14 protein-coding genes are annotated in these 13,324 nt (G+C 61.5%); 8 read left to right on the top strand and 6 right to left on the bottom strand.

The window, feature by feature from the left end; genetic code table 11:
• Positions 1-364 precede the first annotated feature (364 nt).
• Entirely contained in the window at positions 365-1,357 is a 993-nt protein-coding gene (locus tag HU739_RS25355) for a DUF6515 family protein (protein ID WP_186546810.1), read from the top strand.
• Here the strand turns inward: HU739_RS25355 and HU739_RS25350 are convergent.
• Positions 1,351-2,247 (bottom strand): cation diffusion facilitator family transporter, encoded by an 897-nt coding sequence (locus HU739_RS25350; RefSeq protein WP_186546811.1) that lies wholly within the window; start codon positions 2,245-2,247, stop codon positions 1,351-1,353. The genes HU739_RS25355 and HU739_RS25350 overlap by 7 nt on opposite strands.
• Positions 2,248-2,260: 13 nt before the next feature.
• Positions 2,261-2,695: a polyribonucleotide nucleotidyltransferase gene (locus tag HU739_RS25345; RefSeq protein ID WP_186546812.1), complete on the bottom strand. Its 435-nt coding sequence runs from the start codon at positions 2,693-2,695 to the stop codon at positions 2,261-2,263.
• 101 nt (positions 2,696-2,796) lie between these two features.
• On the opposite strand from HU739_RS25345, the gene hrpB reads away from it, so the two are divergent.
• The 3 genes from hrpB to HU739_RS25330 all read left to right on the top strand — a co-directional run bounded on the left by hrpB (position 2,797) and on the right by HU739_RS25330 (position 6,458).
• Entirely contained in the window at positions 2,797-5,316 is a 2,520-nt protein-coding gene (hrpB, locus tag HU739_RS25340) for an ATP-dependent helicase HrpB (protein ID WP_186546813.1), read from the top strand.
• Between the two features lie 130 nt (positions 5,317-5,446).
• On the top strand, positions 5,447-6,019 hold the full coding sequence (locus tag HU739_RS25335) for a hypothetical protein (RefSeq protein ID WP_186546814.1): 573 nt from the start codon (positions 5,447-5,449) through the stop codon (positions 6,017-6,019).
• Between the two features lie 13 nt (positions 6,020-6,032).
• A complete protein-coding gene (locus HU739_RS25330; protein ID WP_186546815.1) occupies positions 6,033-6,458 on the top strand; it encodes a hypothetical protein in 426 nt (141 codons plus the stop codon).
• Positions 6,459-6,470: 12 nt separating this feature from the next.
• Here the strand turns inward: HU739_RS25330 and HU739_RS25325 are convergent, their stop codons facing one another.
• The 3 genes from HU739_RS25325 to HU739_RS25315 form a co-directional block, all read right to left on the bottom strand.
• Entirely contained in the window at positions 6,471-7,391 is a 921-nt protein-coding gene (locus HU739_RS25325) for a CgeB family protein (protein ID WP_186546816.1), read from the bottom strand.
• A gap of 53 nt (positions 7,392-7,444) precedes the next feature.
• On the bottom strand, positions 7,445-8,524 hold the full coding sequence (locus HU739_RS25320; RefSeq protein WP_186546817.1) for an endonuclease/exonuclease/phosphatase family protein: 1,080 nt from the start codon (positions 8,522-8,524) through the stop codon (positions 7,445-7,447).
• 75 nt (positions 8,525-8,599) lie between these two features.
• On the bottom strand, positions 8,600-9,274 hold the full coding sequence (locus HU739_RS25315) for a YciC family protein (RefSeq protein WP_186546818.1): 675 nt from the start codon (positions 9,272-9,274) through the stop codon (positions 8,600-8,602).
• 178 nt (positions 9,275-9,452) lie between these two features.
• Here HU739_RS25315 and HU739_RS25310 point away from each other — a divergent pair, with 178 nt between their 5' ends.
• From HU739_RS25310 to HU739_RS25300, 3 genes are all read left to right on the top strand, one after another.
• Positions 9,453-10,211, top strand: a complete 759-nt coding sequence (locus HU739_RS25310; protein WP_186546819.1) for a DUF2076 domain-containing protein — start codon at positions 9,453-9,455, stop codon at positions 10,209-10,211.
• 269 nt (positions 10,212-10,480) lie between these two features.
• On the top strand, positions 10,481-10,960 hold the full coding sequence (locus HU739_RS25305; RefSeq protein ID WP_003228475.1) for a LabA-like NYN domain-containing protein: 480 nt from the start codon (positions 10,481-10,483) through the stop codon (positions 10,958-10,960).
• A 22-nt stretch (positions 10,961-10,982) separates the two neighbouring features.
• Positions 10,983-11,588, top strand: a complete 606-nt coding sequence (locus HU739_RS25300) for a 3'-5' exonuclease (protein ID WP_186546820.1) — start codon at positions 10,983-10,985, stop codon at positions 11,586-11,588.
• A gap of 135 nt (positions 11,589-11,723) precedes the next feature.
• Here HU739_RS25300 and HU739_RS25295 read toward each other — a convergent pair whose 3' ends face one another.
• Positions 11,724-12,176, bottom strand: a complete 453-nt coding sequence (locus HU739_RS25295; protein WP_186546821.1) for an Lrp/AsnC family transcriptional regulator — start codon at positions 12,174-12,176, stop codon at positions 11,724-11,726.
• A 164-nt stretch (positions 12,177-12,340) separates the two neighbouring features.
• On the opposite strand from HU739_RS25295, the gene yedA reads away from it, so the two are divergent.
• The gene (gene yedA, locus HU739_RS25290) at positions 12,341-13,276 is read left to right on the top strand and encodes a drug/metabolite exporter YedA (RefSeq protein WP_186546822.1); all 936 of its coding nucleotides are present in this window, start codon (positions 12,341-12,343) and stop codon (positions 13,274-13,276) included.
• The last annotated feature ends 48 nt before the right edge of the window (positions 13,277-13,324 follow it).

The raw sequence follows: 13,324 nt of genomic DNA, 5'->3' as shown, positions 1-13,324 counted from the left end.
AATCATCTGTCGCGGCGTCCGGCCTATTCTTATCACCAGAATCACTGCTCGGTAACACAGTCCACGCGGCCCGCCCAATCCGGCCCGCCGCGGCCGCCACCCCCACCGGGGTTGTGCCGGCCCCCGAGCTGCACACTGTCCAGAAGACGGCGTGAGGTGAGCCGACGTCAAAAGCGTCGAGCCAGGACGAAGTTCTCTAAAAGGGAGGCCGACGGGTCTCCCTTTTTTCTTGCCTGCGATTTCATCTTGTCGCCTCAATAAATAAGTTGCGCGACTGATAACCTGTTGCAGAACCCGGTGTACCGGTTTCGAGTCTTAGCAACAGGCCCTCCCAATGACAGGCTCTCGCGCCGTGAGGAAAAGCATGAATTCGCGTATCTGGCGTCTGGCCGGTGTTGGTTTGCTGTGTGTGAGTGTCAGTGCGCAAGCGCTTGCCGATGAGCCGCAGAATCGTGGCCCCGACGACAATGGCCGCGGCCAGGACCATCAGGGCAATAATCAGGGCCGTGGCGGCGAGCAGCCGCCGCGCGGGCAGAACAACGAGATCATTCGTGGCGACAACAGTCGTCAGTTCGAGCACAACGGCCAGTCTCATCAGAGCGACGGGCAGTGGCAGAACCGCGACCGTCCTGACAATCGGCCAGAGCCGCCCCGGCAACCGAACAACAATCTGCCGATTCAGCCGCGGCCCGATACCGTGCGCCAGACCGAGGAACCGCGTCCGGGCTACTACCGCGACGAGCGCCCGCAAAACGGTTACCACAATCAGCAGTGGCCGACCCGCCCTCGGCCCGATGACGACCGCTGGCCGGGGCGCCCGAACGGACATGGCAATGGCTGGGGACCCGGCCCGCAATATCGCCCGGGGCAGGTGATCGAGCGCTTCCCGGATCGCGATTATCGCGTGCCGTATCGCGGCCAGGATTACTTCTATTCCGGCGGCTACTGGTATCGCTCGCAAGGCCCGCGCTACATCGTCGTGCAGCCGCCGCGCGGGATCCGTATCCAGTATTTGCCCGATTATGCCCGTGAGGTGTGGATCGGCGGTTCGCTGTTGTTCCTCGCCGCCGGCTCCTATTACGCCTATCAGCAAGCCACGCAGGATTACGTGGTGGTCGAACCGCCGGTGCAGCCGCCGCCACAATCTCAAGGCTATGACGTCGAGGCGTATCCGGCCAACGGCCAGTCACCACAGCAGGTGCAGCAGGACGGTTACCAGTGCTACCAGTACGCGGTGCAGCAAAGCGGTTTCGACCCGCGCACCGCGACCTACCAACCGGCGCCCGAAGTGGTCCAGGCGTACCGTCAGGCGCAGGGCAATTGCCTGAGCAGTCGCGGGTATAAAGTCAATTATTGAGTTCGGGCGGCGAGCACCACTTCCTGTGGATCGGCGTGGACCAGCACCTCGGCCTTGGGGTAAGACGTGTGAATCGCTGCCGCCGCTTGATCGCTGATGCCATGGGCGACTGACAGGGTCAGTTCGCCCGGCAGTTCCAGATGCAACTGCACAAACCAGTGATTACCGGAGATGCGGGTGCGCAAGTCATGCGCGCCCAGCACCCCCGGCACACTGCACGCCAGTTCGAGCATGTGCTGGCTGACATCCGCCGGCAGCTCCTCGTCCATCAACACCGAAAAGCTTTCCCGAGCGATCTGGACTGCGCTCCAGAGGATGTACGCGGCGATTCCCAGGCCGAACCACGCATCCAGTTGTGCAAAACCAAACCCGGCCAGTACCAGCGCTATCAGAATGCTGCCGTTGAGCAACATGTCCGAGCGGTAATGCAACGAATCGGCACGCACGGCGTTGGAGCCGGTCTGCTTGATCACCCGGTGTTGCAACATCAGCAACGCGGCGGTCAGCAGCAGTGAAAAAACGATGACGCCGATGCTCAGCCATGGCGCGCCAAGCGGTTGCGGCGTCTGCAAACGTTCGTAGGCCTGAAACGCGATCAGCAGCGCACTGCCACCGATGAACAACGCTTGCGCCATGCCGGCCAGCGATTCGGCCTTGCCGTGGCCATAACGGTGATCGTCATCCGCCGGACGCAGCGCGTAATGCACCGCGAGCAGATTGAGCAGCGAGGTGACGCCATCCAGCGCCGAGTCGGTGAGGCCGGCAAGCATGCTCACCGAACCGCTGAGCCACCAGGCAATGGCCTTGGCGACGATCAACGTACAGGCCACCGCTACCGAGGCGCGGGTCGCCAGCCGCAGCAGGCGGGCGTGTTCGGGGCTGGTGGTCATCGAAGGTCCTTGTTCAGGCGGCCGGTTGCAGGCCGAACATCGCCAGTTGCTGGGTGCTGCCCTTGTGTTGAATGAGGCGTGGGTCGTCGAGGGCCCTATTTATTTCAACGGCAGCTCTTCCCAGCTCGCTCTCGAGAATCGCCTGCAACTTGTGGTTATCGACCTGGCCGTCCGCACCGATGGCTTGCTTGAGCTTGGCCGGGTCGATCTGCGCGGTGTGCCCCGGTTCGAAATAGATCGCGCCAGTGGCGAAATCGACGGCAAACGCGATCAGCCCCGGGATGATGTAAAACAGCAGGCCGACGGCATCGAGCGCGGCAATCGCCGGGTCGATCTTGCCGTCGATCTGGCCGCGACGGTCCGGGTAGAAAATCGAACCGCACGCAGTGATTTGCGTAAGCAGCGTGGCGACCAGAACACCGCCGATCAGGCGAAAAGGTAAGCGCATGGAAATGTCTCCTGAGAGCTGAACAATAACGGCTACTGTTTTGAGTTCAGACTACGCCAAACAGTTCGCCGTTATACTCGCCGATCTGTTTGGGAGCCAGCATGATTTCTTTGCCGATCGACGATGTTTTACCCGCCCTGCGTGAAGCCCTCGCGGCGCGCCACGAAGCCGTACTCGAAGCACCACCCGGCGCCGGTAAAACCACCCGCGTGCCCTTGGCCCTGCTCAATGAAGCGTGGCTGGCGGGGCAGACCATCGTCATGCTCGAGCCGCGGCGTCTGGCGGCTCGCGCGGCAGCGGAACGTCTGGCCAGTGAACTGGGCGAGAAGGTCGGTGAAACCGTTGGTTATCGCATTCGCCTGGACAGCAAGGTCGGCCCCAAGACACGTATCGAAGTGGTCACCGAAGGCATTCTGACCCGGCGTTTGCAGGATGACCCGGCGTTGGAAGGCGTGGGCCTGCTGATCTTCGATGAGTTTCACGAACGCAGCCTCGACGCCGATCTGGCGCTGGCGCTCAGTCTGAACGGTCGCGAGCTGTTTCGCGCTGAACAACCGCTGAAGATTTTGCTGATGTCGGCCACCCTCGAAGGCGAGCGTCTGGCCGGCTTGCTTGACGATGCGCCGATCCTGCGCAGCGAAGGGCGCATGTACCCGGTGACGATGCGCTGGGGCCGACCGTTTCAGCCCGGCGAATACATCGATCAGCGCGTTACACAAACGGTACTCGAAGCGCTGCACGATGAGACCGGCAGCCTACTAGTGTTCCTGCCGGGGCAGGCGGAAATCCGTCGTGTGCATCAGCAACTGGCGGACGCCATCGGCGAGCGCAAAGACGTCTTGCTGTGCCCGTTGCACGGCGAACTGGACCTCAATGCGCAACGGGCGGCCATCGATCCGGCGCCACCCGGCCAGCGCAAAGTGGTGCTGGCGACCAACATTGCCGAGACCAGCCTGACCATCAACGGCGTGCGTGTGGTGATTGATGCCGGGCTGGCGCGGGTGCCGCGATTCGATCCGGGCAGCGGCATGACACGCCTCGACACTCAACGGGTTTCCAGGGCCAGTGCCACGCAGCGAGCCGGGCGGGCCGGGCGTCTGGAGCCGGGTGTCTGCTATCGCTTGTGGTCGCAGGATCAGCACGAACAACTGGCCGCGTATGGCAGTGCGGAAATTCTCTCGGCGGACCTCGCCAGTCTGGCTCTGCAACTGGGGCGCTGGGGCGTCACGCCCGACGAACTGGTCTGGCTGGACGCGCCGCCCGCAGCGGCTTATGCCCAGGCGCAGGATTTGTTGCAGCGCCTCGGCGCCTTGCACGGTGAAACGCTGACGACCCACGGCCAGGCGATGGCCGAGTTGCCGGCCCATCCCCGCATCGCCCATTTGCTGTTGCGCGGTCAGGCGCTGGGATTGGCGAACATGGCGTGCGATGTCGCCGCGTTGCTCGGCGAGCGCGATATCTTGCGCGGCGCTGGCGCGGATTTGCACAGCCGCCTGGTCTTGCTCTCGGGCGAGGAACGCGCCGGTCGTGGCACGCAGGGCGGGGTGCAACGCGCCCGGCAATTGGCGCGGCAGTATCGCGGGTACCTGCGTGGCAAACCGAGCGAGCCGGTCAGCGATCCCGATCATCCGCGCTGGCTCGGCGCGTTGCTGGCGCTGGCCTATCCGGATCGCGTCGCCCAGCAGCGACGTGCCGGTGGCGCCGAATATCGTCTGGCCAACGGACGCGCGGCGCTGTTCGCCGAAGCGGACAGCCTGATGAAAGAACCGTGGATCGTCATCGCCGACCTCGGCAGCCGCCAGGGTCAGCGCGAAGAGCGGATTTATCTGGCCGCTGATTTTGATCCGGCGCTGTTCGATTCAGTGCTGGCAGAACAGGTGCGCAACGTCGATCAACTGGACTGGGACGAGCGTGAAGGCGTGCTGCGCGCCGAGCGTCAGCGCAAGGTCGGCGAGCTGATTCTCAGCCGTGAGCCGTTGACGGGCCTTGATGAAAACGCGCGCAGTCAGGCGCTGGTCAATCTGGTGCGGCGCAAGGGCCTGGAGTTATTGCCGTGGACGCCGGAGTTGCGGCAGTGGCAGGCGCGGGTGGCGCTGTTGCGCCAGCTGGATCTGCATACGCAGAACGACAGTCAGTGGCCGGATGTCAGCGACGCGACGCTGCTCGACACCCTCGAAGACTGGCTGCTGCCGTATCTGGGCAAAGTCTCGCGGCTCAGCCATTTCGCCCAGCTGGATTTATCGAGCATTGTGCGCAACCTGCTGCCCTGGCCGCTGCCGCAGAAGCTTGATGAGCTGGCACCGCATCATTTGAGCGTGCCGTCGGGGTCGTCGATTCGTCTGGACTACAGCGAACATCCGCCGATCCTCGCGGTGCGCTTGCAGGAGCTGTTCGGCCTGGCCGACACGCCGCGCATCGCCGGCGGCCGGCAGGTCGTCAAGCTGCACCTGTTGTCACCAGCGCGGCGACCGGTGCAGGTGACGCAGGATCTTGCGAACTTCTGGCGCAGCACCTACGCCGAGGTAAAGAAGGATCTGAAGGGGCGCTATCCGAAGCATTACTGGCCGGACGATCCATTGGTGGCTGAAGCGACCGCGCGGGCGAAACCAAGGGGGACCTGAACAGCAATAGCCACGTGCCATTAGCCCATCCGTGCTAATTGCCCTTGTTTGTTCAGGCTCCCAAAATCGCGGCCTGACCCACAACGAGTGTTGCTGCCTGGCAACCTTTGCCCAAGGAACGGAACTGCCCATGTCATCTTTCTTCAAGTTCAAGAAGATCATCTTCTTGTCGGCTGCGCTGCTGGCCGCCTCCGGTTCGGCCATCGCCGAAGAGCCGAACCCGGCGGGCGACTGGTGGATTATCTACGGCAACGGCGTTGCCCAGAAAAACATCATGTACGTCGCCGATGCGATGTCGGTGGTGCCTTCGGAAAAAACCAAAGGCGCGACCATGGTTGCGGTGACGCTGGTGTATGAAGAACCCGGCAAACCGATGATCGACGTTTACAACATCGAAGCCCAGTGCTCTACGGGCAAGGTACGGTTTATCAATGGCCAGTCCATCGAGCGTCTCGCTTACACCATGCGTCATCTGAAAGTTGCCAATCAATGGCAGACCCCGAAAGAGTTTTGGGTCCAGCAAGCGCTGAAGTTTGCCTGTGCGCCGGGCAGTCGCGCCAAAAACGACATGGCCGCCGTGGGCAAGATGGAATATCTGCAGATGATCCAGATGCTGCAGCAGATGTTCTTCAAGCTCGCGCCGATTCAGCAAAAGAGCCAGATGATGGACAACATCGACAGCCTGCTCGAACTGAAAAAATAAGCCGGGGCATCCAATGACTTACACACGCTTATCGCTGACAACCCTGTTGGCGGGGTTGCTCTTGACCGGTTGTTCCAGCATTGCGCAAAGCCGCTGGGAAGGACGCGACCTTCAGGAAGCGCTGGACCTGTTCGGCACACCCGATTCGATGCAAAAGGAAACCGCTCCGAACGGCGAACCCTTGGCCGTGCTGACCTGGTACAAGTCCGCGAGCTGGACCACCACCGAAGCGGCCGGCACTTCGATGAACCATACCGGCAATGGCATGGTGTACACCGAGCACTACCAACAGGTCGGGCACAGTTCTACCTGCAAGTTGCAGGCGAAGATCAATCAGCAGAAGAAGATCGCCCAGTTCCTGATCGAAGACGGGCGGATATTGCACGGCAAGTGTGCCAACGTTCGTTATGTTCCGGGCTACGTTCCGCCGGGGCTCTGACCTCGCGAGCTGTCACCGCTGCGCAAAAACTGTCTCGACCCAGCCTTGCAGTGTGTACTTGCGATAGATCGGTTCAGGAATATCGACATACGGCGCAGAGATGAACGAAGCCGGAATCACCGGCTCCGCCTCATCGATCACCAGTATGTTCGCCGGGTTGTAGAAGTCGTAATCGAGCACATGCTTATTGGTGGTAATGACTTTCTTGCGCGCGGCCATGGCTTCGAAAAACCGGAAGCTCAAACCGGCCTGGCCGGGCTTGGAAATGTCCAGAATGATCCGCGAGCGTTTCACCAGATCGCCGACCGATTCCAGTGACATTCTTTGCTCGAAAAAGGTGATGCCCGGATGCGCGTCGGGAATCGGTTTGCATTGCACGAGAAATTTGTAGTCGGTCACGCCTAACTGATCGAATGCTCTGGCCAGACCTTCCAGCGCAGGCACGCGATCTTTCCCGGCCATCACCACAAAAGCGGCATATTCGCCGGCATCGCCATCCTCGACGTAGTCGTCGTAAATGAAGTTGTGCAGTGTTTTCAGACCGTATTGCTCGGCATTCTGCGGGTCGAAGGAGAACACTTCGTCGTACACCGCCAACGCTTCACGGCTCATGGGCCAGCGACTGAAACTGTCGTAGAGGTAGGCGATCTTGCGCTCGCAAGCGTTAAGCCCTGTCGCCAGTTGCTTCGGGTCGATTTGCGCCGGGTTGATGATCAGGGCGACGTCGAAGCGCCCGCCAGTCGCCACGGCCTTGCTGAACTGGCGCAACTGCGACCAGCGATTGAGCGGGCGCCGCAAGATCTTCGGCGCGCGATCGAAAGGTTTGGCCAGCGCAGCGGTATCGATGAAGCAAACCTCATGATCGATACTCAGGTGCTCTGCCAGCTTGCGCGCATAGCCACCGATGTCCTTGCATACCAATAAGATCTTCATGCTATTCCATGTCTTGAATTCGAGGCGGTCGGCCCGTTGAGTACCGCTTGGGGTCAGGGTGCCGCCGGCAGCAGAAACCGTGCAATCACCGGCAGGTGGTCGGAGATCCGCAAGGTGTCGTCCTGTCGGACCCGCGCCTGGAGCCGTTTGATCCTGGGACTGTAAAACAGATAATCCACCGTGCGATCCGGGCCGTTGAGGCCAGGATCGTTGGGGTAGTGGGTCAGCCAGCGGGCGCGGTCGATACCGCTGGCTTCGCTGTTGGTCGGGATCATTGGATATTTATCCCACAGCAGGTGCAGTTCGCTGTCGGCGGCGTAAGGCGTGCGCTGCTCGGCGGGCAGGCGGCGATACTGGCCGAGGGGCAGCAGGTTGAAATCGCCACCGATCAGCCATGGCAGGCCCTGGCTTTCATATTTGTCGAGCACCTTGGCCACGGCGCTCATTTGCCTGCGCAAAGTGTCGTCTGGCTGCCGGGCGCGCTCCAGATGGGTATTGAAAACGGTCAGTTGCCCACCATCGCTGAGCGGCAGTTTGCTCGCCAGCAGGGCATTGCGCGGCTGAAACTGGCGGCTGATGAAGTTGCCTGACGCCACCGGCAATTGCAGGCGTTCGGCGTGTTCGATGCGATAGCGGCTCAACGTGACCAGTTGCCGGCCGACGCTGCCGTAGAGGTGCGGCTGCGGGACAAAATCGGCCTTCCAGTCGAATGCACTGACGCTGCACGGATACAGATCGGCGAGTCGGTCCTGCAACAGTTTTAGCTGGTTCTGGTAATCGCTGGCCTTGGCGCCGTCGTCGAGTTCCTGCAACAGCACCACGTCGGGCTGCTCGTCGCGAATCACTCGGGCCACTTCGTCGAGGCTGAACGCCATGTCTTCCAGGGTCGGCGCTTCATCGTCGCCCTGGGCCAGGTCATGCCAGAACACGTAACGCTTGCCGGCGAGAAATTGCACGTTCCAGGTCATGACTTTCAGCGCTTGCCCCGGCACCAGTGTCGGCGCCGTGGCGCTGCAACTGACTGGCAGGGTTTCGCGGGCGGCGGGGCGCCAGGTCAGGCTGAACGTCAGTACGCCGAGCAAGACGATGGCGAGCACAACGAGCAACAGGGTGTAGCGCAGCAGACGGGTCATGGCTCGGCTTATAGCGTTACAGAAAGTGGCCCCGAGCATACCTGACGGCAACCGCGAAGCCCAAGCGGCGAGCGGTCAGACCGCTCCGTCATTTTTCTCAGGCAATTGGCTGATCAGCATGAACAGGCGGAACAGCACCACGCTGGTGAACAGTTGCAGGAAGCTGTGGGCACTGTCGATCAGCACGGCGACCAGCGGGTTTTGCGGCTCCGGGTACACCGCCAGGGTGGCGCCCTTGAGCAACCACAAGGGCGTCATCACACAGAGGATGCACAGCAGAATGCGCCAGAAATGCCCACGGGTCAGGCGCAGGCTTTCCTTCATCGCCTGCAACGGCCCGAGGCCACGCAGCACCAGCAGGTATTCGCCAAAGGCGAGCATGACCATCAGCATCAGCCCGGGCAGGAAATACAGCGACAGCCCCAGCAGGATCAGCAAGGTGTTGAGCGCGGTGAGCACGGCGAAGCGCGGCCACAGGGTCGCGGCCATCGCCAGCAGGTCGCGGTTGCGTGGCGACTCACCGCGGCTGCGCGCATCGAGAAACAGAATCAGCGCGGCGGTGTACAGCGGATACACCAGCAGGCCGACGATGATGCTGATCCCCGAGAAGCTCTCGGGTCCGGTGGCGTGATCGACCGCCTGTTGCAGGAACGCCTCGACGATCACCAGCGGCAGGCACAACTGCACGATGCTGCCCAGATGGCGTTTGAAAAAATACAAAGAGTCGCGCAGTACTTCGAGGGCATTCATCAGTCGGTATCGCAGGTCGAAAACAGTGGCTCACTTTAACCGATGATGACTGGCGCGACACAAACGTAAACATTCGGTAAAGGTCATTGAAACGTTTTGTCACCGTCTCCATTACAGGGAGGCACCTCGGCCAATGTGGACGAGGGCAACGTTATCCCCGGCAATCTACGAGGTCGCCATGAACAGCGAAGAGCAAACCCTGATCGATGGACTGTTTTCCCGGCTGCAACAGGCCGAAACGGAGGCAGCCCCGCGCGACGCCCAGGCCGAGGCGCGGATCAAGGAACACCTGACCCGCCAGCCGGCGGCAGGCTATTTCATGACCCAGGCGATTCTGGTGCAAGAGGCGGCGCTCAAGAGCCTCGACGAACAGAACAAGCAACTGACCGAGCAAGTCCAGCGTTTGCAGGCCGATTTGCAAGCGGCGAAGGCCCAGGGCAGCGCGCCTGCACCGAGCGGTGCGGGTGGTTTTCTGTCGAGCATCTTTGGCGGCGGCAGTTCGCGTCCGGCGTCGACGCAAAATGCCCCGGCGTCCACTGGCGGTTGGCGTGAGCCGGCGCCGCAGCAGAGCTTCCAGGCGCCGGCCCCTCAACAGAACTTCGGCGCCGCGCCGCCCAACTATGCGCAGCAGGCAGCCCCGGCGGCGGGCAACAGCTTCCTCGGCGGCGCGCTGAAAACCGCCGCGGGCGTGGCCGGCGGTGTAATGCTGGCGCAGGGCATCAGCAGCCTGTTCCATCACAACCAGGCGCCTGAGGAAATCGTCGAGGTGATCAAGGAAGAACCGGCGCAGGTGGCCGACCAGAGCAATAACGGCTGGGGCGATGAGCCGCGTGTGGCGGATAACGGGTTCTCTGGCAACGATCAGGCCGGGTTTACCGACGCCGATTACAGCGCTGACAATTCATCGTTCTTCGATGATGACGACTCGTTCGTCTGACACAGCCTTTCAAGGCTGACATCGACCCTGTGGCGAGGGGATTTATCCCCGTTGGGCTGCGCAGCAGCCCCGCTTTTCCTAATTGGAGAGAGGACTGCTGCGCAGCCCAGCGGGGATAAATCCCCTCGCCACAACACCGTTTGTCAGGGACACCTCGGCGCCAGCCGGCGATTATTCGCTGAATCTTTCTCTTGGCTGGCATACTGAGCGCCTTTTTCAGGCCCGATCGCCTGATCCCGCTTCGTGCGCTCGTGCGCCCAGGAACTCCGGTGAAAAAAATCGCAGTGTTCGCCGATGTGCAGAACCTCTACTACACCGTGCGTCAGGCCTATGGTTGCCACTTCAACTACGCCGCGCTGTGGGCGGACATCAGCAAGGACGGGCAGATCGTCGAGGCCTATGCCTACGCAATCGACCGGGGCGACAGCAAGCAGCAGCAGTTTCAGCAGATCCTGCGCAATCTCGGCTTCACCGTGAAGCTCAAGCCCTACATCCAGCGCAGTGACGGCTCGGCCAAGGGCGACTGGGACGTTGGCATCACTCTCGATATCATGGACGCCGCCGACCATGTCGACGAAATCGTCCTGGCCTCCGGTGATGGCGATTTCGACATGCTGCTCGAACGCATCATCAACAAACACGGCGTGCAAGCGGTCGCTTATGGCGTGCCCGGCCTGACGGCCAACTCGCTGATTCGCGCCGCCAGCCGTTATGTGCCGATCGAAGGCGCACTGTTGCTCAAGAATTGATTTGAACGGAGTTGAACCCGGTTTGGAACGCATTGCAGTCATCGACTTTGAAACCACCGGCCTGTCGCCGAACAGCAGTTGCCGCGCTACGGAAATCGCCGTGGTCATGCTGGAAAACGGCCGCATCGTCGAGCGTTACCAGAGCCTGATGAACGCCGGCGTGCGCGTCCCCGCGTTCATCGAACAACTGACCGGTATCAGCAACGCCATGCTGCGCACCGCGCCGTCGGCCGAGCGCGTGATGGAAGAGGTCAACGAGTTCGTCGGCTGCACGCCATTGCTGGCGCACAACGCTTCGTTCGACCAGAAGTTCTGGGATTTTGAACTGGGGCGGATCAAACGCACACGTCTGCAGAATTTTGCCTGCTCGCTGTTGCTGGCGCGGCGGCTGATGCCGGCGGCGCCGAATCACAAGCTCGGCACGCTGACCACCTTCGCGCGTCTGCCGCACACCGGCCAGGCTCACCGGGCCATGGCCGATGCCGAGATGGCGGCCAATCTGATGGCGCATCTGGCCGATGAGTTGCGTAGCAAGCACGGCGTGCGTGAACTCAACCACGATCTGCTGTGCAAATTGCAGAAAGTCCCTGCGGCCAAAGTGGGCGAGCATTTGCAGCGTTATCGCTGATCCCAGACCCCGACACAAAGGCCCCTGTGGGAGCGGGCTTGCTCGCGAATACGGTGTGTCATTCAAAGCGTTGTTGTCTGATACGGCCTCTTCGCGAGCAAGCCCGCTCCCACATTTGGACTTCGGGGGGCCTGATTATTTGCCGTTGCTTTCGATATGGCCGAGCGGCACGCGCTTTTCGACGGCGCTCGACAGCACGATCGAAGTCTTGCTGAAACCAAACGTCGCCACCCGATTGATCAACTCCTCGAGTTCCGGCATCGAGCCCACCGCCGCCTGCATGATCACGCACGGGTCGCCCGTGACCCGGTGGCATTCGGTGATTTGCGGGATTTTGATCAGTTCGTCGTAGGTCTTCTGGTTGCCATGCTGGTTCAGGCGCAATTCGATAACGCACTGGATCGGCAGGCCGATTTTCGCCAGGTCGATTTTCGCCTGATACCCGGTGATCACCCCGGACGCCTCAAGCTTGGCCACGCGCTCGGCGACGGCGGGGGCGGAGAGATTCACTTTGCGCGCCAGATCGGCGTAGGACGCGCGACCGTTTTCCAACAGGGCGCTGAGCAGCATGCGGTCGTATTTGTCCAAGGCGCACCTCTTGAAAATGCCAGACTTTCGAAATCGCGCTTTATTCCGCTGATCTCCGTGATTTCAAAAGTGTACCGGCCAGATAAACAGGTTTTGTAACTTATTTTTGCGCGGCGGCCTTTCTAGAATAATCCGTCCACAGAAATCTGACTGTCGAGTTGCCCATGCCTGCCTTGCGCCGTTTTTCCTTGCCGTTGATTGCCGCGTTTTTTGCGCTGTATGTGATTTGGGGATCGACCTATCTGGTGATTCGCATCGGCGTCGAATACTGGCCACCGCTGTTGCTGGCCGGGGTGCGCTTCGTCATCGCTGGCAGCCTGATGTACGGCTTTCTGCGCTGGCGCGGTGCGCCGGCGCCGACCTGGGCGCAGTGGAAAGCGGCGGGGATCATCGGGATTCTGCTGCTCAGCTTTGGCAATGGTGCGGTCAGTGTCGCCGAGCATACGGGCGTGGCGTCCGGCGTCGCTGCGCTGGCCGTGGCGACGGTGCCGCTGTTCACGTTGCTGTGCGGCTATTTCTGGGGCGCACGGAACACGCGACTGGAATGGGCCGGGGTGGTGCTGGGGATCATTGGCATCGCGATGCTCAACATGGGCTCCAATCTGCAATCGAGTCCGCTGGGGGCGACGTTGCTGATTTTCGCGGCCGCGAGCTGGGCGTTCGGTTCAGTGTGGAGCCGGCACCTGCCGTTGCCGGCGGGGGCGATGGCCAGTGCCGTGGAAATGCTCGTCGGTGGCGTGGTGCTGTTGATCGGCAGCGTCGTGAGTGGCGAGCAGTTGCACGCCATGCCACCGCTCGAAGGCTGGTTGGCGCTGGCGTATCTGATCGTTTTTGGTTCGATCATCGCTTTCAATGCCTATATGTATTTGCTCAAGCACGTGCGTCCGGCGGCGGCGACCAGTTATGCCTACGTCAATCCGGCGGTGGCGGTGCTGCTGGGCATCGTGTTTGTCGGCGAGACCATTGGCATAGAGGAGGCGCTGGCAATGCTGGTGATCATCAGCGCCGTGCTGCTGATCAGCCTGCCGCAGTGGCGGCGGCCGGCGCAGCCCCCGGCAGTGGAGGAGAAAGCCGTTCCGGCGGAAGCGCGTACGAATTAGGGTAAACTGCGCGGCATTGCATCCTCGCGTCATTTTTTCCTACGGTAC

Origin of the sequence: Pseudomonas hamedanensis (genome assembly GCF_014268595.2) — a bacterium.
Lineage (GTDB): Bacteria > Pseudomonadota > Gammaproteobacteria > Pseudomonadales > Pseudomonadaceae > Aquipseudomonas > Aquipseudomonas hamedanensis.
This window is presented reverse-complemented; position numbering and strand designations above follow the sequence as displayed.